21 protein-coding genes are annotated in these 20,297 nt (G+C 70.3%); 9 read left to right on the forward strand and 12 right to left on the reverse strand.

What is annotated here, in order from left to right; translation table 11 throughout:
• Positions 1-24 precede the first annotated feature (24 nt).
• From AC1DTW_RS04240 to AC1DTW_RS04265, 6 genes are read right to left on the reverse strand one after another with little or no spacing between them, the layout of a single operon-like run.
• Positions 25-654, reverse strand: a complete 630-nt coding sequence (locus tag AC1DTW_RS04240; RefSeq protein WP_477979444.1) for a hypothetical protein — start codon at positions 652-654, stop codon at positions 25-27.
• A gap of 31 nt (positions 655-685) precedes the next feature.
• On the reverse strand, positions 686-1,465 hold the full coding sequence (locus AC1DTW_RS04245; protein WP_477979446.1) for a DUF899 domain-containing protein: 780 nt from the start codon (positions 1,463-1,465) through the stop codon (positions 686-688).
• Between the two features lie 38 nt (positions 1,466-1,503).
• Positions 1,504-2,175, reverse strand: coding sequence for a Vgb family protein (locus tag AC1DTW_RS04250; RefSeq protein WP_477979448.1), 672 nt, complete (start codon positions 2,173-2,175; stop codon positions 1,504-1,506).
• Between the two features lie 45 nt (positions 2,176-2,220).
• On the reverse strand, positions 2,221-3,483 hold the full coding sequence (locus AC1DTW_RS04255; protein ID WP_477979450.1) for a helix-turn-helix domain-containing protein: 1,263 nt from the start codon (positions 3,481-3,483) through the stop codon (positions 2,221-2,223).
• A 34-nt stretch (positions 3,484-3,517) separates the two neighbouring features.
• Positions 3,518-4,162: a DsbA family protein gene (locus tag AC1DTW_RS04260; RefSeq protein ID WP_477979452.1), complete on the reverse strand. Its 645-nt coding sequence runs from the start codon at positions 4,160-4,162 to the stop codon at positions 3,518-3,520.
• Positions 4,156-5,028: an MBL fold metallo-hydrolase gene (locus AC1DTW_RS04265; protein ID WP_477979454.1), complete on the reverse strand. Its 873-nt coding sequence runs from the start codon at positions 5,026-5,028 to the stop codon at positions 4,156-4,158. Before AC1DTW_RS04265 ends, AC1DTW_RS04260 begins: the two co-directional genes overlap by 7 nt.
• 104 nt (positions 5,029-5,132) lie before the next feature.
• Between AC1DTW_RS04265 and AC1DTW_RS04270 the strand changes: the two genes are divergently transcribed.
• Entirely contained in the window at positions 5,133-6,098 is a 966-nt protein-coding gene (locus tag AC1DTW_RS04270; protein ID WP_477979456.1) for a LysR family transcriptional regulator, read from the forward strand.
• On the opposite strand, the gene AC1DTW_RS04275 is transcribed toward AC1DTW_RS04270, so the two are convergent.
• Both AC1DTW_RS04275 and pedF read right to left on the reverse strand, forming a co-directional pair.
• On the reverse strand, positions 6,040-6,921 hold the full coding sequence (locus AC1DTW_RS04275) for a substrate-binding periplasmic protein (protein WP_477979458.1): 882 nt from the start codon (positions 6,919-6,921) through the stop codon (positions 6,040-6,042). The genes AC1DTW_RS04270 and AC1DTW_RS04275 overlap by 59 nt on opposite strands.
• A 36-nt stretch (positions 6,922-6,957) precedes the next feature.
• On the reverse strand, positions 6,958-7,464 hold the full coding sequence (gene pedF / locus AC1DTW_RS04280; protein WP_477979460.1) for a cytochrome c-550 PedF: 507 nt from the start codon (positions 7,462-7,464) through the stop codon (positions 6,958-6,960).
• 305 nt (positions 7,465-7,769) lie between these two features.
• Between pedF and AC1DTW_RS04285 the strand changes: the two genes are divergently transcribed.
• Positions 7,770-9,869, forward strand: a complete 2,100-nt coding sequence (locus AC1DTW_RS04285; protein WP_477979817.1) for a sigma-54-dependent Fis family transcriptional regulator — start codon at positions 7,770-7,772, stop codon at positions 9,867-9,869.
• Between the two features lie 9 nt (positions 9,870-9,878).
• Here AC1DTW_RS04285 and AC1DTW_RS04290 read toward each other — a convergent pair whose 3' ends face one another.
• The 3 genes from AC1DTW_RS04290 to exaC all read right to left on the reverse strand — a co-directional run bounded on the left by AC1DTW_RS04290 (position 9,879) and on the right by exaC (position 13,532).
• Complete coding sequence (locus tag AC1DTW_RS04290) at positions 9,879-10,199, reverse strand: high-potential iron-sulfur protein (RefSeq protein WP_477979462.1); 321 nt, start codon at positions 10,197-10,199, stop codon at positions 9,879-9,881.
• Positions 10,199-11,944: a PQQ-dependent methanol/ethanol family dehydrogenase gene (locus AC1DTW_RS04295; RefSeq protein ID WP_477979464.1), complete on the reverse strand. Its 1,746-nt coding sequence runs from the start codon at positions 11,942-11,944 to the stop codon at positions 10,199-10,201. Before AC1DTW_RS04295 ends, AC1DTW_RS04290 begins: the two co-directional genes overlap by 1 nt.
• 67 nt (positions 11,945-12,011) lie before the next feature.
• Positions 12,012-13,532 (reverse strand): acetaldehyde dehydrogenase ExaC, encoded by a 1,521-nt coding sequence (exaC, locus tag AC1DTW_RS04300; protein WP_477979466.1) that lies wholly within the window; start codon positions 13,530-13,532, stop codon positions 12,012-12,014.
• 249 nt (positions 13,533-13,781) lie between these two features.
• On the opposite strand from exaC, the gene AC1DTW_RS04305 reads away from it, so the two are divergent.
• From AC1DTW_RS04305 to AC1DTW_RS04325, 5 genes are all read left to right on the forward strand, one after another.
• A complete protein-coding gene (locus tag AC1DTW_RS04305; RefSeq protein WP_477979468.1) occupies positions 13,782-14,936 on the forward strand; it encodes an HD-GYP domain-containing protein in 1,155 nt (384 codons plus the stop codon).
• 111 nt (positions 14,937-15,047) lie between these two features.
• Positions 15,048-15,206: a DUF3096 domain-containing protein gene (locus tag AC1DTW_RS04310; protein WP_477979470.1), complete on the forward strand. Its 159-nt coding sequence runs from the start codon at positions 15,048-15,050 to the stop codon at positions 15,204-15,206.
• A 62-nt stretch (positions 15,207-15,268) separates the two neighbouring features.
• Positions 15,269-15,475: a DUF6494 family protein gene (locus tag AC1DTW_RS04315; protein ID WP_477979472.1), complete on the forward strand. Its 207-nt coding sequence runs from the start codon at positions 15,269-15,271 to the stop codon at positions 15,473-15,475.
• A 187-nt stretch (positions 15,476-15,662) separates the two neighbouring features.
• The gene (locus tag AC1DTW_RS04320; protein ID WP_477979474.1) at positions 15,663-15,866 is read left to right on the forward strand and encodes a hypothetical protein; all 204 of its coding nucleotides are present in this window, start codon (positions 15,663-15,665) and stop codon (positions 15,864-15,866) included.
• A gap of 8 nt (positions 15,867-15,874) precedes the next feature.
• Positions 15,875-16,093, forward strand: coding sequence for a hypothetical protein (locus tag AC1DTW_RS04325; protein WP_477979476.1), 219 nt, complete (start codon positions 15,875-15,877; stop codon positions 16,091-16,093).
• A 19-nt stretch (positions 16,094-16,112) separates the two neighbouring features.
• Here the strand turns inward: AC1DTW_RS04325 and AC1DTW_RS04330 are convergent, their stop codons facing one another.
• A complete protein-coding gene (locus tag AC1DTW_RS04330; protein WP_477979478.1) occupies positions 16,113-17,033 on the reverse strand; it encodes an alpha/beta fold hydrolase in 921 nt (306 codons plus the stop codon).
• Between the two features lie 140 nt (positions 17,034-17,173).
• On the opposite strand from AC1DTW_RS04330, the gene AC1DTW_RS04335 reads away from it, so the two are divergent.
• Both AC1DTW_RS04335 and AC1DTW_RS04340 read left to right on the forward strand, forming a co-directional pair.
• Complete coding sequence (locus tag AC1DTW_RS04335; RefSeq protein WP_477979480.1) at positions 17,174-18,097, forward strand: LysR family transcriptional regulator; 924 nt, start codon at positions 17,174-17,176, stop codon at positions 18,095-18,097.
• A gap of 38 nt (positions 18,098-18,135) precedes the next feature.
• Positions 18,136-20,286, forward strand: coding sequence for a TonB-dependent receptor (locus AC1DTW_RS04340; RefSeq protein ID WP_477979482.1), 2,151 nt, complete (start codon positions 18,136-18,138; stop codon positions 20,284-20,286).
• The last annotated feature ends 11 nt before the right edge of the window (positions 20,287-20,297 follow it).

A 20,297-nucleotide genomic window follows, 5' to 3' on the forward strand; every position in this document is an offset into this window, starting at 1 on the left:
CGCGGCGATCCTGTGGCTCTGGCGTTAACGCAGCGCCATCAGCAGCACGCCGCCGACCGCCAGTGCCGCGGTCCAGGCCCGGCGCGGTGCGCTGCCGTTCAGCAGGCCGGGGCGCCACGCGAGGCCGCGGCACACGCCGCTGGCGACGATGCCGGTCGTGGCCAGCATCGCCGCGGTGTGGACGCCGACGGCCGCCAGCGCCAGGACCAGCGAACCCGACGCGGTGATCGCCCGCGCCGGGTTGTCGGCCAGGCACAGCGGCACGAGGGCCGGCACGAGCATCATCCCGGCCCCGTGCGCGGTGGCCATCAGGAACGACCACAGCGCGATCCCGGCGTGCCCGAGGTCGGCGACTGTCGGCGCACGCGACGCGGCGCCGCGCAGCATGCGCCACGAGGCCACGCCGACGAGCAGCGCGCCGCCCAGGCGCTGGAACAGCGTGCGATCCAGCGCCATCCCCAGCGCGACGGCGCCCGCCACGGTCGCGATCGATGCCGCGTGCCCGATCGCGATGGGCAGCAGCGCGCGCCGTGCGCGCGCGGTGTCGCGCGCCCGCACGCCGGACGCGGCCGCCAGCATCCAGCCGCTCGCCGGGTTCAGGCCGTGCAGCGCACCGAGGCCGGCGATCGCCAGCCAGGGCCACAGGGTTGCCATCGCGCGGGCATCCGGGCTTGCGGAGCGCGGCTCAGCCGTGCGCGGCGCAGCACGAACCGGCCGCAACCGGTTGCGGCTCGTAGCGGTCGTGGTGGCGCACCCACTCCATCTTGTAGTCCACGTCGCGCTCGCCGCGGCCCTCGGGCGTGAGGTCGAGCAGGTTGTAGGTGCCCATCATCACTTCGACGCCGCGGCCGTAGGTCGAGTAGGTGTGGAAGACATCGCCCGCGTCGTCCTTGCAGAAGACGCTGATGCCGGGCCACTCCTCCGATGCCATCGGCCATGCGCCGTAGTTGTAGTGGAGCGTGCCCTTGGCCACTTCTTCCGGCGTGAAGGTGACGCCGTAGTCGCGGTTGAAGTCGGTGCCGTGCGAGGACACCCACTTGAACCGCCAGCCCATGCGCTGGCGAAAGCGCTCGATCTCGCCCAGCGTCGCGCGCGAGACGGCTACGAACGTGACGTCGCGATGCGCCAGGTGCACGTTCATGCCGTCGACGTGGTCGGCCATGAACGAGCAGCTCGGGCAACCCTGCTCCCACCCTGGCGCGAACATGAAGTGCTGCACCAGCAGCTGGCGGCGCCCTTCGAACAGTTCGGCGAGCGTGCGCCCGCCGTCGGGCGATTCGAAGACGTAGTTCTTGTCGACGCGCTCCCACGGCAGCGCGCGGCGCTCGCGGGCGATCTGGTCGCGCAGGTGCGTCAGCTCCTTTTCGTGCGCCAGCAGTTTCGTGCGCTGCGCGATCCATTCGTCGTGGGACGCGACGGGACGATTCACGGGACTCGCTTCGGCGCTGGCAACGGCATGGGTCATGGTGTGCTCCTTGGCTCGATGGGTGGTTCGGATCTCGGTCATGGTCTTTCTCCTTTCGGACGGCGCACGGCGCGGACCTTTCCGCTCGCTCCGCCGCCGCAATAGAACAGGTCGGCTCCGTCCGACTCGATGCCGCTGACGCCGGTGCCGGGCGGCATCTCGAGCCGCTCGAGCACGGCGCCGCTGTCCGGATCGATGCGGCGGATGTCGCTCTCGTCGCCGTCCCAGGTGCCGTGCCAGAGTTCGCCGTCGACCCAGGTCACGCCGGTGACGAAGCGGTTCGACTCGATGGTGCGCACGATGGCGCCGGTCTCGGGATCGACCTGGTAGATCTTGCGATCGCGGTACTGCCCGACCCACAGGCTGCCTTCGGCCCATGCGAGGCCCGAATCGCGGCCGCGGCCCGGCGCCGGGATCGATGCCAGCACGTCACCGGTGGCGGGGTCGATCTTGTCGATGCGCGCTTCGGCGATCTGGTAGAGGTGCGTGCCGTCGTAGGCCGTGCCGGCGTCGCCGGCGCAGGCCAGCGTGCGCTCGACCCGGCCGCTCTCGGGATCGAAGGCGACCAGCCGCGGCCCGGTGGCGGCCCAGACGCGCCGGCCGTCGTGGGTGACGCCATGAATCTGATCGGCACCGGCGAACGGGCCGTATTCACGCACGATCTCGGCAGCGCGCGCCGGTGCGGGCCGTGGCTTGGTCTTGCTCGTCATCGTCTGCTCCGTTCGGCGCTCGGTGGCGGCGCCGTGAGAGCAAATCTACGCGAGCGGCAGCGTGGCGGGGAGTAACAAGATCGTCGTGAATCCGGCCAGCGGCGGCGCCAGCCAGCGCTGCAGGCGCGCACGCCCGATCGCGCGCACGCGCCCCGCGGACTCGAGCTCGACGAGCGCACGCTGCACCGTGCGCTGGCTCGCGCCGAGCGCCAGCGCGAGGGCCGAGGTGGACCAGGCCGCGCCGTCGGCCAGCAGCGCCAGCAGCGACGCCTGGTCGCCATCGATCGGCGGCAGCAGCACGGCCACGTCGCGCTCTGCCGCGGAATCGGTCCCCGCGAGCGCGGAGGGCCGCGCGATCAACACGAAGCCGCGCGCGCTGGCCTCGATGCGCGCCAGCGGTGCCGCGAGCGCGCGCAGACGACCGATCTCGACACGCAGGCGCGCGCGGTGCGTCTCGTCGGGGCGGCGGGTGCGAAACGCGCGGGCGATCAGCGCGTCGCGATCGACGTCGCCGGGCCACGCCTCGGCGAGCGCGCGCGCCAACGCGAACAGCACCGGCCGGCGCGCCAGCGGCCGCCAGACCGCACCGGCGCGCAGCCCGCGGCGGCAGGCGTCGAGCACCAGCGCGCCCGAGCCGAGCAGCGCCTCGACCTCGGGCAGGCGCAGCGCCTGCTCGTGGTCGGCGCGCCAGCGCCGCGCGGCGGGGCGATCGAGCGCGGCGCGCGCCTCGGCCACCTCGGCGAGCAGCGCGGGCACGCGCGCGCGCCCGGCCGCATCGAACGCGCGATCGAGCGCCGCCTGCGCCGGCGCCGTGCACAGCGAGCGCAGTGCCACCTCGGCCGCCGCCAGCTCGGCGACCGCCAGCAGCGACGGCGGCAGGCCGCGTGCGCTGGCGTTGACGTCCAGGCTGGCCAGCGCGGCCGCGGCCTCGTCGAGGCGCCCCAGCAGCAGCAGGCGGCGCATCGCGATCAGACGGGCCTGCAGCGCATTCGCGCGATCGTCGCGCGCATCCAGCGTGGCCGCCGCGGCCGCCAGCGTGCGCGGCGAGCCGCGCAGGTCGCGCATCGCGAGCGCCACCTCGGCCTCGGCGACGACGCAGCGGGCGCGCGCCAGCTCCTCGTGCGCGCCGAAGCCGCGTGCGGCGCGCCGCAGCAACTCGCGGGCGCGCGGGTGCTCGCCGAGCTGGGCCATCGCGATGCCGCGCAGCGCGAGCGCCGGTGGGTCGTCGAGCAGGCCGACGCGCTTCAGCGCGCCGAGCGCGTCACCGGCGGCGAGGGCGCGCGCGGCGGCGGCGATCAGCGAGTCCATCGCTGCAGGTTACCGCCGATCGCGTCGATCCGATCTATCGGAGCTGCGTCACGCGCTGCGCGAGATGGTCCTTCCAGGCCTCGGGCTGGCCGAGAAACGGCGCCGAGGCCACGAGTTCGAAGGCCTGCCCGGTTTCGAGCGCGAAGCTCGGAAAGCCATTGCCGCCGATCTGGCGCAGGAGCCGCGCGCTCTGCGCGAAGTGGTCGTCGGTCGGGGTGCCTGTCAGGCGATCGAACGCGGCCGTGAACGCCTCGCGCCCGAGCCCGATGCCGTGCGCGAGTTCGATCAGGACCTCGCGGTCGGCGATGCGCCGGCCTTCGACATAGTGCGCTGTCTGCAGCCGCGCCAGCAGATCGAGGCCGCGGCCGCCGAGTTCATCGGCCGCGAGAACCGCTGTCGTCGGTGGCGCCGAGTCGAAGACGGCGCTCGGGTCGCGCAGCAGCCCGTCGAAATACGCCGGGCCGAACGGCTGGCCGCTGAGCGCTTCGATGCGGCGGTCGTGCGGCATCACGAAGCTGCGCCATTCCGCGGTCACGCTCCTGCGCCGTGCCCCGGCCAGCATGCCGCCGGCATGCGCGACGACCTCGAGCGACTCGCGCGCCGCCTTCACGAGCGGCGCGGCGGCGTAGCACCAGCCGCACATCGGGTCGTGGACGTAGTGGAGCCTCGCGCTCACCATTTCATCTCGCCCTTCGCGACCTTCGCGCCGAGCTCCAGCGACGACACCCCGCCGGCGCTCGGGTACAGCTGCTTCATCGCGGCGATCAGCTCGGCCGAATCCTTGGCGGTCGCGGTCTGCGCATCGAACGCGCGGACGTAGCCGGCCGTGAATCCGGCGGCCTGCAACGGTGTGGAGGGCCCGGCAAGATAGTGGCCCGGCACGACGACCTTCGGCTTCAGCGCGTCGATCGTCTTCAGCGTGGCGAGCCAGTCGGCGTGCGATTGCGCGCTCTGCGTGTCGGCCATCCACACGTGCAGGTTGTTCGCCAGAACGACGCCGCCGACGACGGCCTTGATCGACGGGATCCAGACGAAGCTGCGATCCGGCTGCTTGCCGTCGAGGCCGACGATCTTCAGCGCCTGCCCTTCGAGCTTCAGCGTGTCGCCATCGAGCACCTCGGGCACGACCAGCGTCTTCGGCGCGTTGGCGCCGAGCTTCGGGCCCCAGAACGCGAGCTTGCCGTCCTTGGTTTCCTGGATGTGCGCGACGGTCTGCGGCGTCGCGACGATGCGCGCGTTCGGGTACGCCGCCTTGATCCGCTCGAGCCCGAAGTAGTAGTCCGGGTCGCCATGGCTGATGTAGACGGTGGTCAGCGTCTTGCCGCTGCGGCGGACCAGCTCGACCAGCTTGTCGGCTTGCGCGACATCGAATTGCGCGTCGACCAGGATAGCGTCCTTCGCGCCGGTGACCAGCACCGACGAGACCGGGAACATCGCTTCGGTGCCGGGGTTGTGGACGGCGAGCTTCAGCGGCGTGGCGGCGGTGGCCGAGCTCGCGGAGACCAGCAAGGCGCTGGCGAGGGCAAGACCTTGTACGAGGCGCATGGAAAGAGTCCGGAAGTGGTTTTTGATCGCCGGAGCTTAGTTGCCGCGCGTCGATCAAAAAAGCCTAGACTCGACCACAGTTTGTTTCTCGAATCGGTCGAATCATGGACAGGCTCAAGGCCATGGAAGTCTTTGTCGCGGTGGTGGAGGGCGGCAGCCAGTCTGCCGCGGCGCTGCGCCTCGATCTCTCGCGCCCGGTCGTCTCGCGCTACCTCGCCGAGCTCGAAGCCTGGGCCGGCGCGCGGCTGCTGCACCGGACGACGCGCCGCTTCAGCCTGACGGCCGCCGGCAACGAGGTGCTCGCGAAGTGCCGCCAGATGCTCGAGCTCGCGCAGGACGTTCGCCAGGCCAGCACGGCGCCCGGCGGCAGCCCGCAGGGGCTGCTGCGCATCACCACCAGCACGTCGTTCGGCCAGGCGCAGCTGACGCAGGCGATGAGCGAGTTCGTCGCGCTGAACCCGGGTGTCGGCGTCGATCTGGTGCTGCTCGACCGCGCGGTGAATCTGGTCGACGAGCGCATCGATCTGGCGATCCGCATCACCAACGACCTCGATCCGAACCTGATCGCGCGGCGTCTGACGATCTGCCGGTCGGTGGTCTGCGCCTCGCCGGCCTACCTGCGCGCCCACCCGGCACCGCGCCGCGTCGAGGATCTGGCGCGGCACAACTGCCTGACGCACTCGTACTACGGCAAGACGCTGTGGGTATTCAACGAGGGCGGCTCGCCGGTCTCGGTCGCCGTCGGCGGCAACATCAGCGCGAACGACTCGATCGCGCTGGCGATGGCCGCGCGCGGCGGCGCCGGCGTCGCGATGCTGCCGACCTTTGCGGCCTGGCCGCTGATCCACGCCGGCGAACTGGTCGCGCTGTTGCCGAACGCCCGCCCGCGCGACCTGAGCCTCTACGCGGTCTACACCTCGCGCAAGCACATGTCGTCCGCGCTGCGCGCGGTGCTCGACTTCCTGGTCGAGCGCTTTCCGGCCGAGCCGCCGTGGGATCGCATCTCAACGCTCACGCCGCCTGCCACGCCACGTTCGCGCGCGCGAACATCTGCTGCAGGCGGCCGCTAGCGGCCAGCTCGTCGACGGCGCGCTGCAGTGTCTGCGCGAGCTCGGTGGCATCGCGCTTGACCGCCATGCCGACGGCCCAGCCGTCGCGCGGCGCGCGCGGCGACGGCAGCGGCGAGATCGCGAAGCGCGGCTCGCCGCGCAGCACCGATTCGAGTTCCGAGGCCAGCCCGGCGGCGGCCTGCACCTCGCCGCGCAGCAGCGCCTGCGCAGCCTGCGCGCCGTCTTTCCACTGCGTGTTCAATTGATTCCGGTAGGCGCCGCCGTCGGCACCGATCAGCAACCAGCCGGCGAGCGACTGGCCGGGCACGGCGATCGTCTGGCCGTGCAGTTGCGAGAACGCGTCGAGGCGCGGCACGAGATCGAGCCGGCACGCGATCGCGACGCGCTCGCGGCAGTAGGGCGCGAACACGCTGACCTGCGGGTTGCCGTCCATCAGCGGCCGATCGACCGGCACGTGCAGCAGCACGTCGGCCGGGCCATGGCCGAGGTAGTGGCCGCGCCAGACCATGTTGCGCAGGTCGTCGTTCATGTTGTCGTCGGCATGGAACGGCAGCAGCGCGAGCTTCACGCCCAGCGCTGCGGCGAGCGCTTGGGCCAGTTCGACGTCGATCCCCTTGCCGTCGACATGAAACGGCGGCATGTCGTGATACAGGCCGACCCTGAGCACGCCGCGCTCCTGCACGCGTGTCAAGAGCGTGGGCGACGGCGCGGGCGCCGCCGGTGGCGCGGCCGACAGGGCGAGCGGCGCGGCCGCGAACGCCGCGGCGCCGGCCGAGCCGATCCAGCGCAGGCAGTCGCGGCGTGTCGGGTTCGTGGTTCGCATCGTGGTTCTCCCGGTCGGGGCGCGGCGGGTCGCGGGTCAAAGCGGCTTGTCGCGCCGCGTTTCGAGGTAGGCCTTGATCGACCACATCGCTTCCTGGTCGAGCACGCCTTCGAACGGCGGCATGTAGACCGCGCCGTTGCGGGTGCGGCCCTTGCGGACGGTCGAGACGAAGTAGTCGTCGACCTCCTTCACGCAGGCGCCGCGCTTGCCGTCCTTCAGCGTCGCGCACTCGTTGTCGAGCTTGCGCAGGTCGGGCGCGATGCCGCCGGAGATCACCTCCAGGCCATGGCAGCGCGCGCAGTTCTGGTTGTAGCCCGAGTTGCCGATCTTGATCGCCAGCGCGTTGCCGCGAAACGGGTTCTCGTCGCGCCACGCTTCGCCGAGCCGCGGCAGGCCGGTGGTGTCGACGGCCTGCGGCGTCACGTCGCCGTGGGCCCACGCGGCGGCGCACGCGACGAGGGCGGCGCTCAGCAGCAGCGAGGTGCGGACGCGAGGCCGGCCGGCGGGTCGGGGAGCGGGCGAGGAGTGCGGGTCGTGGGCCATGTCAGTTCTCCGTAAAGTTGGGCTGGATCATGTGCCGTTGTCTGCAAACCGTATGCCACGAGCCGGTGTTGCAGACAGGAACACAAGATGGCGCCGAACCGAGCGGCGAATTGCGCCAGATCAAGTCGTGCGAGCGCCGTGCAGGCACCCTGCACGCATGCGTCTCGGCGCGAAAGCAGGCCGCCAGAGCCTGTGTCAGAACGCGACAGTTCCAGCCCGCGAAGACCGATGCCGAACACGACGGCCCGGCGCGCGGAGATTCGACGGAGACAACCTTGCGTCAAGCAGGGCAGAAGGAACGCGAGATGCCTGCACCGCACCATGCCGTGGTCGCCCATTCACCGACCTGGTCCGCCCCCTCGGCGCTGCCGGCCGTGCGCGAGGCGGCGCGGACCGACCTGATCGAGCAGTCGCACCTGCGCTGCGCCGCGCTCGGGCTGACGCGCGTCGGTCACCTCGAGTTCGAGCCGATGATGCGCAGCGATCTCGGCGTCGCGCGCGAGCGCAACCAGCGCCTGTTCAGCCACGCCGCGCCGGTGATGGAGATGCTGTTCGAGCAGATCGTCAACACCGAAAGCATGATCGTGCTGACCGATGCGCACGGGACCATCCTGCACTCGGTCGGCGACAACGAGTTTCTCGTGCGCGCCGACAAGGTGGCGCTGTCGCCCGGCGTCAACTGGGCCGAGCAGTCGAAGGGCACGAACGCCATCGGCACCGCGCTGTTCGAGGAGCGGCCCACGCTCGTGCACGGCGGCGAGCACTTCATCCACGCGAACAGTTTCCTGACCTGTTCGGCGGCGCCGATCTTCGATCCGCGCGGCAACATGCTCGGCGTGCTCGACGTGACCGGCGACCAGCGCTCGTATCACCAGCACACGATGGGGCTGGTGCGCATGTCGGCACGCATGATCGAGAACCACTGGCTCTCCGACGACTGTGGCGATCGCCTGCGGCTGCACTTCCACAGCCGCGCCGAGTTCATCGGCACGCTGCTCGAAGGCATCCTCGTGGTCGGTGCCGACGGCAGGATCCTGGGCGCGAATCGCAGTGCGCTCGACCAGCTCGACCTGAGCGGCGCGGCCCTGCGCATGCACAGCCTGACGAGCCTGTTCGGTACCACGGTGTCGGCGGTGTTCGATCACTTCCGCGCGCCGCTGCCGGTGCCGATGTGCCTGAGCCAGCCGAACGGGCGGAAGCTCTGCGTCAGCGCACGCATCAACGGGCCGACACGTTCGATGCTGGCCGGCCTGACGATCGACGAGGCGGTGCCGGTGCGCCGTGCGGAGGGCGAGCCCGCCCCGTTCGACGCCGGCCGATCGGCGAACCTCGGGCCTTCGCAAGGCACGGGGTCGAGCCGGCTCTCGGGGCTGCACTACCTGAAGACCGGCGACCCGCTGGTCGAGGCGATGGTGCACAAGGTGCAGCGCGTGCTGAACCGCGACATCCCGCTGCTGATCCTGGGCGAAACCGGCACCGGCAAGGAGCTGCTCGCGCGCGCCGTGCACCAGGACTCGAACCGCGCGAAGCAGGCCTTCGTCGCGGTCAACTGCGCGTCGATCCCCGAGTCGCTGATCGAGGCCGAGCTGTTCGGCTACGAAGACGGCGCCTTCACCGGCGCGCGCCGCAAGGGCGCGAGCGGGCGCATCGTGCAGGCCAACGGCGGCACGCTGTTCCTCGACGAGATCGGCGACATGCCGCTGGCGCTGCAGGCGCGGCTGCTGCGCGTGCTGCAGGAGCGCTGCGTGACGCCGCTTGGCAGCCTGAAGTCGATCGCGGTCGACATCGCGGTCGTCGCGGCCACGCACCGCGACCTGCGCAAGATGATCGAAGCCGGCGCGTTCCGCGAAGACCTGTATTACCGGCTCAACGGCCTGGTCGTGCGCCTGCCGGCGCTGCGCGACCGCAACGATCTCGGCGCGGTCGCGCGGCGCATCCTGCTCTCCGAATGCCCGCAGGGCACGCCCGAGATCAGCGCGCCGGTGATGGCGCTGTTCGAGCGCTGCGCGTGGCCCGGCAACATCCGCCAGCTCGCCAATGTGCTGCGCACCGCCGCGGTGATGGCCGCCGGCGAGCGGCAGATCACAGAGCAGCACCTGTCGGACGACTTTCTCGAAGACCTGCAGCGCGGGCCGGGCGTGCCGCTGCGCGCTGCGCCGCAGGCCGCGTCGCTGCCGGCGCCAGCGCCGTCGAGCGCACGCGACCCGGGCGACGCGTGCGGTGCCCCGAGGCCTGCGGCCGAGGTCGCGGCCGAGCGCACCGATCGCACATTGGGCGAAGCCGAGATCGACATGATCCGCGCGGCGATCGCCGCGGCGAACGGCAACATCTCCGAGGCGTCGAAGCGGCTGGGCATCAGCCGCAACACGATCTACCGCCGGCTGCGCTGCGGCAAGCCCAGCTGAGCGCTTCGCTCAGCTGGGCTTCTTGGCCCAGGCACTGCACCAGCCGGCCGCGGCGATGTGCTTGCGGCCGAACATCGCGCAGCCGGCCCAGCCATCGGCCGCGCTGCCCTGGAAGAACGAGCAGTTGGCGCAGCTCTGCGCCGCGCTGTGGTTCGGGTAGCGCTGCGCGTCGACCTGCTTCGTGTCGTGCTTGTAGCCGAGCGCGACGGCCGTCTCGTCGGCTTCGTCGACGTGCGATGGCGCGGCGCACACGAGGGCGGGGGCGGCGAACGCGGCGCAACCGCTGGCGATGCTTCGGGTGATGAAAATGCGGCGGGTCGAGTTCTTCATCACAGCCTCGGGAGCTTGAACACCCACACCATGCCGCCCTGCTCGAGGAAGTTGACCTTCTTCGCGACCTCGCCGCCCCACAGCGGCACGGCCCCGCCCCAGCCCGACACGACGCTCACGTACTGCTCGCCGCCTTGCTGCCAGGTGATCGGCGGCGCCACCACGCCGGAGCCGGTCTGGAACTCCCAGACGACCTTGCCGGTCTTCGCATCGGCGGCCTTCAGGTAGCCCTCGGGCGTGCCCCAGAACACCAGGTTGCCGCCGGTCGTCAGCACGCCGCCCCACAGCGGCGCGCCGTTCTTCACTTCCCAGACGACCTTGCCGGTCTTCGGGTCGACCGCGCGCAGCGCGCCGATGTAGTCGTCGTTGAGCGTCTTGATCGTGAAGCCCGCGCCCAGGTACGCGGCGCCCTTCTTGTACGCGACCGGCTCGTTCCAGATTTCCATGCCCCACTCGTTGGCGGGCACGTAGAACAGCCTGGTGTCGGGGCTGTAGGCCATCGGCATCTGGTTCTTGCCGCCGAGGAAGCTCGGCGCCGAGAAGATCGAGCTGCCCTTCTTGCCGTCGGCGCCGGCGGTCGGGTCGCCGGGCCGGTTCTCGGCGATGAAGTTGGGGCGGCCGGTCTTCAGGTCGATGCTGCTCGCCCAGGTGATCCTTCTGACGAACGGGAACGCGTTGATCAGCTGGCCGGTGCTCGCGTCGTTGACGTAGAAGAAGCCGTTGCGATCGGCCTTGCCGCCGACGCGCCTGCCGTCCATGTCGAAGGTCACGAACTCGTTGACGCCGTCGAAGTCCCAGCCGTCGTTGGGCGTGCCCTGGTGGTGCCAGACGATCTTGCCGGTCTTCACGTCGATCGCGACGGTCGAGCACGAGAACAGGTTGTCGCCCTGGCGCAGGTGGCTGTTCCACGGCGCCGGGTTGCCGGTGCCGAAGTAGGCCAGGCCGGTCTTGGCGTCGTACGTGCCGCCGAGCCACGTCGCTGCGCCGCCGGTCTTCCACAGGTCGCCGGGCCAGCTCTGGTTGGTGGTGCCGGAGACGCCGTTCTCCTTCGGGGTGCCGTCCGGGTCGTAGGTGTAGCCCATGTGGCCTTCGACCGTCGGGCGCGTCCAGACCATCTGCCCGGTCTTCGCGCTGCGCGCCTCGACCCGGCCGACCACGCCGAACTCGCCGCCCGAGACGCCGGTCAGGATCAGCCCGTTGGCGATGATCGGTGCGGCGGTGGCCGAGTAGCCGGCCTTGTAGTCGTCGATCTTTTCCTTCCAGACGACGTTGCCGGTGTCCTGGTCGAGCGCGACGAGCTGTGCATCGAGCGTCGCGAAGATCACCAGGTTCTCGTACAGCGCCGCGCCGCGGTTGACGACATCGCAGCACGGCATGATGCCTTCGGGCAGGCGGTGCTCGTACTTCCAGAGCTTCTTGCCGGTGGTCGCGTCGAGCGCGAACAGGCGCGAGTACGACGCGGTCACGAACATCTTGCCGTGGTGGATCACCGGCTGCGATTCCTGGCCGCGCTGCTTCTCGCCCCCGAACGAGAACGCCCACACCGGCGCGAGCCTGGCCACGGTCGCGGTGTTGACCTGCTTGAGCGGCGAATAGCGCTGGCCCTGCGTGTTGACGCCCCAGGTCAGCACGTTGCCGCTCGCGGTGGCCTCGTGCTGGATCATCTGGTCGGTGACGCCGGCGGCGTTCGCCGCGGTCGATGCGAGCGCGGCGGACACGAGAATGGTCAAGAGCTTCGGTTGCATGTTTGTCTCCTCGAATGGGAATGCGGTCGAACGGGGGCGGCATCCGCCGCCCCGTGCCTGCGTCGGCTTAGAAGAAGCCGAGCTTGTTCGGGCTGTAGCTGACCAGCAGGTTCTTGGTCTGCTGGTAGTGGTCGAGCATCATCTTGTGGGTCTCGCGGCCGATGCCCGATTCCTTGTAGCCACCGAAGGTCGCATGCGCCGGATAGGCGTGGTAGCAGTTGGTCCAGACGCGCCCGGCCTTGATCTCGCGGCCGAGTCGATAGGCGCGGCTGCCGTCACGCGTCCAGACGCCGGCGCCCAGGCCGTAAGGCGTGTCGTTGGCGATCGCGAGCGCTTCGGCCTCGGTCTTGAAGGTCGTCACCGCGAGCACCGGCCCGAAGATCTCTTCGCGGAAGATGCGCATGTTGTTGTTGCCCTTGAACAGCGTCGGCTGGATGTAGTAGCCGCCCGCCAGGTCGCCGCCGAGCTCGGCGCGCCCGCCGCCGATCAGGCAGGTCGCGCCCTCGGCCTTGCCGACCTCCATGTACGACATGATCTTGTCCATCTGCATCGCCGAGGCCTGCGCGCCCATCATCGTCTCGGTGTCGAGCGGGTTGCCCTGCTTGATCGCCTTGACGCGCGCCAGCACGCGCTCCATGAACTTGTCGTACATCGATTCCTGGATCAGCGCGCGCGATGGGCAGGTGCAGACCTCGCCCTGGTTGAACGCGAACAGCACCATGCCCTCGATCGCCTTGTCGAACAGCTCGTCGTCGGCCGACGCGATGTCGTCGAAGAAGATGTTGGGCGACTTGCCGCCGAGCTCCAGCGTCGCCGGGATCAGGTTCGTCGCCGCGGCCTGCGCGATCACGCGGCCGGTGGCGGTCGAGCCGGTGAACGCGACCTTCGCGATGCGCTTGCTGCTCGCCAGCGGCATGCCGGCTTCGCGGCCGAAGCCGTTGACGATGTTCAGCACGCCCGGCGGCAGCAGGTCGGCGATCAGCTCGGCCATGATCAGGATGCTGATCGGCGTCGACTCGGCGGGCTTGAGCACCACGCAGTTGCCCGCGCCGATGGCCGGGGCGAGCTTCCACGCCGCCATCAGGATCGGGAAGTTCCACGGAATGATCTGCCCGACGACGCCGAGCGGCTCATGGAAGTGATAGGCGACGGTGTTCTCGTCGATCTGGCTCAGCGCGCCTTCCTGCGCGCGCAGGCAGCCGGCGAAATAGCGGAAGTGGTCGACGGTCAGCGGGATGTCGGCATTCAGCGTCTCGCGGATCGGCTTGCCGTTGTCCACCGTCTCGGCGTAGGCCAGCAGCTCGAGGTTCTGCTCGAGCCGATCGGCGATCTTCAACAGCACGTTGGCGCGCTCGGCCGGCGAGGTGCGACCCCATGCATCGGACGCGGCATGCGCGGCGTCGAGCGCGAGTTCGATGTCTTCCGGGCCCGAGCGCGCGGCGCGCGTGAAAGGCTTGCCGGTGATCGGCGTGATGACCTCGAAGTACTGGCCCTTCAGCGGCGGCACGAACTTGCCGTTGATGAAGTTGTCGTACTCGGACTTGAACGAAACCTTGGCGCCGGGGGCGCCGGGAGCGGCGTAGAGCATGTGAGTCTCCTGGGGGTGAATGTGGAACGCGGACGACCCCAGAGCGCAAACGCCATGCCATTGACCGGCGAGGCCGATCGAACCCCGAAACATCGGGCCTAACCCGCGGTTCGAGTGCGCGATCGAGGCTTCGCGAGCCACTGCGCTGGCACAGGTGTGCCACGCTGGAGCAGGTGTCGCGCGGGGGCGGGAATGCGTGAACGCCGCGCCGCCACATCGTGCGCGACACTGCCATGACCGGTGACCGTCATGAACGCCTCGGATCGCATCCCGCTCGAGCAGGTTCGCGACTTGCTGCTGGTCGGGCATGCGCTGCCGTTCCGGGTGCTCGACGCGCAGGAGCGCCTGCTGCTGAACGAGGGCCATGTGCTGCTCGACGAGGCGCAGTTCGAGGCGCTGGTCGAGCGCGGTGCGTGGGCCGAGCGCGCGCTGGTCGAGGCCGAGCGCACGGCGCGGGCGGCCGCCGCGCGGGCCGCGGCGATCGTGCCGGAGCTGTCGCTGTTCGATCGCTGGGAACGCCTGCTCTGGCAGTTCGACAAGTGCGCGCGCGCCGTCGCGCGGCGCGAGGCGCGAGGCGACGCATTGCTGGCGCTGTACGCGTCGCTGCAGGCGCTGGTCGATCGCGATCCCGACGTCGCCCTCTTTCTCTGCATACGGCAGGAGGACCGCCGCTTCGCGCTCTATCCGCTGCGGCACTCGATTCACTGCGCGGTGCTCGCGCTGCTGACGGGCCGGCAGCTCGGCTGGCCCGAGGCGCGCTGCGCCTCGCTGGCCTGCGCGGCACTGACGATGAACCTGTCGATGTTCGAGTTGCAGGCGCTGATGGCCGAGCAGGACACGCCGGCCACCAAGAAGCAGCTCGAGCAGATCCGCGCGCATCCGGACGCGACCGTCGCGTTGCTGCGCTCGGCCGGCATCGACGACGAGGTCTGGTTGAGCGCGATCGCGCAACATCACGAGCAGGCCGAGGGCGCGGGCTACCCGCAAGGCCTGACGCAGATCGCCGACGAGGCGCAGCTGCTGCGCGCCGCCGACGTGTACATGGCGAAGATCAGCCCGCGCGCCAAACGGGTGCCGCTGGCCCCGCAGACCGCGATCCGGCAGCTGTTCCAGCAGCGCCCCGGTGATCCGCTCGCGATGGCGATGATCAAGACCGTCGGCGTGCATCCGCCGGGCGCGCTGGTGCAGCTGCAATCCGGCGAGGTCGCGGTCGCGATCCGCCGACCGGCCGCCGGCACGAGCCCGCTGGTCGCGACGCTCAGCGACCGCAGCGGGCGCCCGATCGGCGAGACGCACCGGCGCGATACCGCACAGCCGGAGTTCGCCGTCGTCGGGCCGCTGGCGGACGCGAAAGCGTTTCCGCGGGTGCTGCCCGAGCGCGTCTACGGGTTGATCGCCGGCTGAAGGCCGCGGGGCCGCGAGATCGGCCTACACCGCGAGCGCCGCTTGTCCGACGCGGGCCGCGCGACGCCGGGCCGATAACCACCCGTGCGTCAACTCCAAGATCGAAACGCCATGGACATCCACCTGATTCTCACGCCGCTGATTTCGCTGATCGCCGGGATCCTGATTCTGGTGATCCCGCGCCTGCTGAACATGATCGTCGCGATCTACCTGATCGTGATCGGGCTGATCGGCATCTTCGGCCCCGGGGTGATCCACCGAGGGTCGTGAGGGTCGGCGCAGAATCGCGAGCAGCACATCAAGACGCGGTCGGCGTCACGACGGAGGCGACCATGGACGAAGAGACATTCAACCTCAGCATCCGCAAGTTCCTGAAGATGGTCGGCGTGAGTTCGCAGCGCGAGATCGAGCACGCGGTCGCGAAGGCCCTTGCCGACGGGACGATCGGCGACGCCGCCAGGTTCCCGGCCTCGATGACGCTGCGCATCGACGGGCTGCAGCTCGACGTGCGCTTCGACGGCGAGGTCCAGCTGCAGTAGGGCGGGGGCTCGGCCGCGACGACCCGCTCGCCGCGGTCCGGGTCTGAATTTCCGGTCGTGAACGATGACCGGAAGAACGCTGTAACCTGATGTTTCAAAAAACCCCTATAGTTAGGGGGTCGAACGTCCCCGCCCGCTTGCCTGGCAACGCGGGCGCCCGCCGAACCTCACGTGAAGGCCAATGGCTATGCCCTTGCTCAACGACTTGCCGCGGCTGTTCTGGAAGTCCCTCGAGAACCCCCTCGATCCGGCCCTCAGCGTCTCGGACATCGATGCCGAGGCCCCGCCGCTGTGGCAGCTTTCGTCCTTCGAGCTGATGAATGGCGTCGACGTGACGGACTTCTCCAAGACGATCACGGGCGAAGCCTTCCAGGACCTGTTTCTCCGCTGAGTCCGGGCATGCGCCGCATGTTCGTGATCTCGGACCGGGCCGGCCGGCGCATGGTCATGGCCCGGTCGACCGCCGAGGAGGCGATCGACCAGATCGCGATGGCGATCGCCGGGCGCCGCGCCTCGGCCGAAGCGAAACGTGCCGCCTGGGAGCGGCTTCGCGACGAGCACGGCTACCGGGTCGAGCAGGTGTCCGACAAGCCGAGCCGGGCGCGCAGCGCCGGCTGAACCGGTCGATCGGTCGCCGTCAACGCGCGAGAAACGCGCGGACGAGCTGGATCGTGGCCTGGGGGTTCTCCTCCATGATCCAGTGGCCCGAATCGGGAACGATGCCTTCGGTCACGTCGTCGGCGCCCGCGCGGATCACCGTCGCCATCATCGGACCGAACGACTTCTGACCGCCGAGCGCGAGGATCGGCATCTTCAGGCGGCCGCGCGCCAGGAACTCGCGGTTGTCGATCGCGTCCTGGTCGAACGCGGCGAACTGGGCGAAGCCGGAATGCATCGCGCCGGGCAGCGCGTAGAGCTTCGCGTAGTGAGTGCGCGCCGCTTCGCCGAAGCGATCGGGCGAGGCCGAGAACTCGTTCCAGAACCGATCGAGGTAGATCCGTTCGCGGCCGGCGACGAGGCGCTCCATGTCGGGCCCGCCGAACCGGAAGTGCCAGAGCAACGGATTCTTCAGCACCTCGTCCCACGGCCCGACACCCGGCACCGGCGCATCGATCAGCACCACCCGCCGCACGCGCTGCGGGAACTGCGCCGCGAAGCGGAACGCGACCATGTTGCCGATGTCGTGGGCCACGACGTCGGCCTGGCGAACGCCGAGCGCGTCCAGCACGCCGCTCACGTCATCGGCCTGCGTCTTCTTGTCGAAGCCGCCGGCCGGCTTCGACGACAGGCCCAGCCCCCGCAGGTCGGGGACGATCACCGTGTGGTCGCGCGCCAGCTCGGCGGCCAGCGCGGCCCACATGTCGCCGGTCTCGCCATAGCCGTGCAGCAGCACGACCGCGGGGCCGGCGCCGCCGGAACGAACGTGCAGGGTCACGCCGTTCGTCGCGATCTCGCGCACCGCGAAGCCCGGCGGAAAGTCGAAGGTCTGTGCCGATGAAGGCGTCGGCACGGCGAGCAGCATCAGCCACGCAGAGATCAGTCCGGCAAGCGCACGCATTGAATTTCTCCAGAAGTTGGTTGGGCGCCGAGTCGTGCCCGACACGTGCTCGGCTGGAACCCAGTGTCTCGAAAGGTGGATGCGTCGACTAGTCGCCAATGTCCGCAATCAGCTTCAACCGCCGGTTTAAGATCGGGCGCATGGCCCACCTGCAGAACCTGGTGTCGTTCGTCCGAACGGCAGAGCACGGCAGCTTCTCCGCCGCGGCGCGCGTCCTGGGCCTGACGCCGGCCGGCGTCAGCAAGAACGTCGCGCGCCTCGAGGCCGAACTCGGCGTGCGGCTCTTCCAGCGCAGCACGCGCCGCCTCGCGCTGACCGAAGGCGGCGAGCGCTTCCTGCAGCAGGTCGACGCGCCGCTGGCTTCTCTGCAGGGTGCGCTGACGGGCGTCCGGAGCGGCGCCGATACGCCCGCGGGCACCTTGAGGGTCAGCATGGGCCAGGCCTTCGGCCGGAACTTCGTGGTGCCGCTGCTCGGCGAGTTTCTGGCCCGCTATCCGGCCGTGCTGCCCGACTGGCACTTCGACAACCGCCGCGTCGACATCGTCGGCGAGGGCTTCGATGCCGCGATCGGTGGCGGCTTCGAGCTGAGCGCCGGCGTCGTCGCGCGCGAACTGGCGCCGGTGCACATCGTCGCGGTCGCGTCGCCGGCCTACATGGCAGGGCGCGAAGCGCCGCGCAGCCCCGAGGAGCTGGCCGGCTTCGACGGCATCATGCGCCGCTCTTCACCGACCGGCCGCGTGCGGCCCTGGACGCTGCGCTCACGGCGCGCGGCCGAACAGCCCGTGCCGTGCCGGCCGCGGCTGATCTTCAGCGACCCCGAAGCGATCGCGCATGCGGCGCGCGACGGGCTCGGCGTCGCGCTGCTGCCGATGCCGTTCGCGTTCGCGCCGATCCGCAGCGGCGAACTGGTGCGGCTTCTCCCCGGCTGGTACAGCGACGCGGGGCCGCTCTCGCTGTACTACCCGAGCCGAAGCCTGCTGCCGGCGAAGACCCGGGTCTTCGTCGACTTCGTCACCGAGCGCTTCAGATCGGCCGGCTTCGCGCGGCTCGTCGACGGCCGCTGACGCCTGTCACAAACGCGCCCTAGCATCGCGCGAGCACCATGAATCGTCACCGCACCGCCGCGCGGCGCGAACGGCCGCGTCGCGTTGCGCTGGCTGCCGCTGCCCTTGTCGCCGCCGCCACCTGCACGCAAGCGCCGCCGGCATCGGCGAGCACCGAAGCGGCGTCGTCGCCGGCCGTTGCCGCGGCCGCGCCGGCGCAGCTCGCACCGGTCAGCGTGACCGGCAACTACGACAACCCGGTCGGCAGCTCGGACGCCGCCAGCCAGGGCTCGGTCACCTCCAGGCTGATCGAGAACCGGCCGACGCTGCGCCCTGCCGAGGTGCTCGAGTTCGTGCCCGGCGTGATCGTCACGCAGCACAGCGGCGACGGCAAGGCGAATCAGTACTTCCTGCGCGGCTTCAACCTCGACCACGGCACCGACTTCGCGACCTTCGTCGACGGCATGCCGGTGAACATGCCCACGCATGCGCATGGCCAGGGCTACAGCGACCTGAACTGGCTGATCCCCGAACTCGTCAGCCGCATCGACTACGCCAAAGGCCCGTACGACGCCGCGGAAGGCGACTTCTCGTCGGCCGGCGTGGCCCGCATCCGCCTGTTCGGCAAGCTGCCGGCCGGCACCGCTTCGCTGACGGCCGGCGCGCATCGCTACGAGCGCGCACTGCTCGCGAAGTCGGTGTCGGTCGGCGGTGGAGACCTGTTGTACGCGATCGAGGCCGCGCACAACGACGGCCCGTGGGACGACGCGGAGAAGTTCCATCGACTGAACGGCGTGCTGCGCTACAGCTTCGGCGACGCCGGCAACCGCGCATCGATCACCGCGATGGCGTACTCGGCCGGCTGGAACGCGACCGACCAGATCCCGCAGCGCGCGGTCGACCAGGGGCGCATCGGCCGCTTCGGTGCGATCGACCCGACCGACGGCGGCCGGACCGCGCGCTACAGCCTCTCGTATGCGAGCGAGCGCCGCGATGACGACGGCGTGCTCGAGATCAGCGCGTACGCCGTCCGGTCGCGCCTCGATCTGTTCTCCGACTTCAGCTACAACCTCGACGCGCCGAGCCCGCCGAATGCCGATCAGTTCGAGCAGGCCGAGCAGCGCCGCGTGGTCGGTGCCGGCATCCGCCGCAGCTTCGACGGCCGGCTCGGCGGTGCCGACAGCACCAGCGCGGTCGGCATGCAGCTGCGCCACGACCGCCTCGATCCGGTCGGGCTGTACCGCACGATCGCGCGCGAACGCACGTCGACCACGCAGGAGGCGCGCGTGCGCCAGACCAGCATCGGACTGCATGCCGAGAACAGCACGCAGTGGACGCCGTGGCTGCGCAGCGTCGTCGGGCTGCGCGTCGACGCCTTTCGCTTCGACGTGACGAGTTCGATCGCGGCGAACAGCGGCGTGAAGAACGCCAGCCTGACGAGCCCGAAGTTCGGGCTGATTTTCGGGCCGTGGCGCCAGACCGAGTTCTTCGCCAACTATGGTGACGGCTTCCACAGCAACGACGCGCGCGGTGTCACGCTGAGGCTCGCACCCACGACCGGCGAACCCGCCAGCGCGTCAGCGCCGCTGGTGCGCTCGAGGGGCGGCGAGATCGGCCTGCGCACCGAGATCGTCCCGGGCCTGCAGACCTCGCTCGCGCTGTGGCAGCTCGAGCTCGGCTCGGAGCTCGTCTTCTCCGGCGATGCCGGCGACACCGTGGCGAGCGGCGCGAGCAAGCGTCGCGGGATCGAGCTCAACAACCATCACGTCGCGGCGCCGTGGCTGCTGCTCGATGCCGACATCGCGATCTCGCGCGCGCGCTTCGACGAAGCCCAGGGCGACGCTCCGAACACCGGCCGTCGCATCCCGGGGTCGGTCGCAACGGTCGTGTCGCTCGGGGCGACCGTCACCGAATTCGATCGGTGGTTCGGCCAGTTCCAGATCCGCCACTTCGGGCCGCGCCCGCTGATCGAGGACGACAGCCAGCGCTCGAAGGCGACGACGCTGGCGAACCTTCGCGTCGGCCGCCGCCTCACGAAGGATCTGAAGCTCGCCTTCGACGTCTTCAACCTGTTCGACCGCAAGGCCTCCGACATCGACTACTACTACGTGTCGCGTCTGGCCGGCGAGCCGGCGGCCGGCATCGGCGACATCCACTTTCACCCGGTCGAGCCGCGCAGCCTGCGCGTGACGCTGACCGCCAACTTCTGACGCGCCGCGCT

The organism is Rhizobacter sp. P5_A1 (assembly GCF_056400745.1).

Coding starts and splice junctions, on each gene's coding strand:
- AC1DTW_RS04245 (WP_477979446.1), bottom strand. CDS start 1,465: ATGACCCATGCCGTTGCCAGCGCCGAAGCGAGTCCCGTGAATCGTCCC.
- AC1DTW_RS04270 (WP_477979456.1), top strand. CDS start 5,133: ATGGACAGGCTCAAGGCCATGGAAGTCTTTGTCGCGGTGGTGGAGGGC.
- AC1DTW_RS04310 (WP_477979470.1), top strand. CDS start 15,048: ATGGACATCCACCTGATTCTCACGCCGCTGATTTCGCTGATCGCCGGG.
- AC1DTW_RS04290 (WP_477979462.1), bottom strand. CDS start 10,199: ATGAAGAACTCGACCCGCCGCATTTTCATCACCCGAAGCATCGCCAGC.
- AC1DTW_RS04265 (WP_477979454.1), bottom strand. CDS start 5,028: ATGCGCCTCGTACAAGGTCTTGCCCTCGCCAGCGCCTTGCTGGTCTCC.
- AC1DTW_RS04250 (WP_477979448.1), bottom strand. CDS start 2,175: ATGACGAGCAAGACCAAGCCACGGCCCGCACCGGCGCGCGCTGCCGAG.
- AC1DTW_RS04240 (WP_477979444.1), bottom strand. CDS start 654: ATGGCAACCCTGTGGCCCTGGCTGGCGATCGCCGGCCTCGGTGCGCTG.
- AC1DTW_RS04305 (WP_477979468.1), top strand. CDS start 13,782: ATGAACGCCTCGGATCGCATCCCGCTCGAGCAGGTTCGCGACTTGCTG.
- AC1DTW_RS04295 (WP_477979464.1), bottom strand. CDS start 11,944: ATGCAACCGAAGCTCTTGACCATTCTCGTGTCCGCCGCGCTCGCATCG.
- AC1DTW_RS04325 (WP_477979476.1), top strand. CDS start 15,875: ATGCGCCGCATGTTCGTGATCTCGGACCGGGCCGGCCGGCGCATGGTC.
- AC1DTW_RS04330 (WP_477979478.1), bottom strand. CDS start 17,033: ATGCGTGCGCTTGCCGGACTGATCTCTGCGTGGCTGATGCTGCTCGCC.
- AC1DTW_RS04260 (WP_477979452.1), bottom strand. CDS start 4,162: ATGGTGAGCGCGAGGCTCCACTACGTCCACGACCCGATGTGCGGCTGG.
- AC1DTW_RS04285 (WP_477979817.1), top strand. CDS start 7,770: ATGCCTGCACCGCACCATGCCGTGGTCGCCCATTCACCGACCTGGTCC.
- AC1DTW_RS04320 (WP_477979474.1), top strand. CDS start 15,663: ATGCCCTTGCTCAACGACTTGCCGCGGCTGTTCTGGAAGTCCCTCGAG.
- AC1DTW_RS04315 (WP_477979472.1), top strand. CDS start 15,269: ATGGACGAAGAGACATTCAACCTCAGCATCCGCAAGTTCCTGAAGATG.
- AC1DTW_RS04340 (WP_477979482.1), top strand. CDS start 18,136: ATGAATCGTCACCGCACCGCCGCGCGGCGCGAACGGCCGCGTCGCGTT.
- pedF (WP_477979460.1), bottom strand. CDS start 7,464: ATGGCCCACGACCCGCACTCCTCGCCCGCTCCCCGACCCGCCGGCCGG.
- exaC (WP_477979466.1), bottom strand. CDS start 13,532: ATGCTCTACGCCGCTCCCGGCGCCCCCGGCGCCAAGGTTTCGTTCAAG.
- AC1DTW_RS04275 (WP_477979458.1), bottom strand. CDS start 6,921: ATGCGAACCACGAACCCGACACGCCGCGACTGCCTGCGCTGGATCGGC.
- AC1DTW_RS04335 (WP_477979480.1), top strand. CDS start 17,174: ATGGCCCACCTGCAGAACCTGGTGTCGTTCGTCCGAACGGCAGAGCAC.
- AC1DTW_RS04255 (WP_477979450.1), bottom strand. CDS start 3,483: ATGGACTCGCTGATCGCCGCCGCCGCGCGCGCCCTCGCCGCCGGTGAC.